1 protein-coding gene is annotated in these 678 nt (G+C 70.4%); it reads right to left on the bottom strand.

Features of this window, described 5'->3' with window-relative positions; genetic code table 11:
• Window positions 1–678, bottom strand: a 678-nt coding sequence (locus tag Mco01_RS32490) for an RICIN domain-containing protein (RefSeq protein WP_204060663.1), incomplete at both ends; no start/stop codon positions are given.

The raw sequence follows: 678 nt of genomic DNA, 5'->3' as shown, positions 1-678 counted from the left end.
CGTTGACGCCGAGCGCCTTCGACTGGTTGATCAGGCGGACGCCGTCGCCGCCGGGGCCGCTCGTACTCGTCCCGAAGGTGAGCACGATCTTGACGTTCGGGTTGTTCTGCTTGACGATCTTCAGGCCGCCCAGGATGCGGTCCTGGACCGTGTAGTTGGAGAACTCGTCGGTGTTCTCGATGTCGAAGTCGACGGCCGCCGGGCCGACCGCGTTGATGACCTGCTGCACCGCGTTCGCGTAGGCGGACGACGACGAGCAGTTCGGGCCGAGCTTGTTGCCCGACCAGCCGCCGAAGGAGACCTGGACGCTGCCGCCGGCCGACTTGATCGCCGAGATCGTCTGGGCGTCCACGCCGCCGCTCAGCGGCCGTGAGCCGTCCCACATCGGCGTGCATCCGCCCCCGGAGAGGATGAACGCCATGGTGAACGACTTGATCCCGGTCGCGCTCATGACCGAGGTGGCACTGGGCGGGCTGCCCCAGCCCATGTAGAGGTACGGGGCGCCGGGCAGCTTGCCGGTGGGCGGCGGAGGCGTGGTGCCGCCGCTCGGCAGCGTCCACCGCTGGTTGGCCCCGGCGAAGCAGTCCCAGATCTGCAGGGGGGTGCCGTCGGCGGAGCTGGGGCCGGTGGCGTCGAGGCACTTGCCGAGGGCCCGCAGGGTGCCGTCGGAGCCGGCCG

The organism is Microbispora corallina, from assembly GCF_016863035.1.
Lineage (GTDB): Bacteria > Actinomycetota > Actinomycetes > Streptosporangiales > Streptosporangiaceae > Microbispora > Microbispora corallina.
This window is presented reverse-complemented; position numbering and strand designations above follow the sequence as displayed.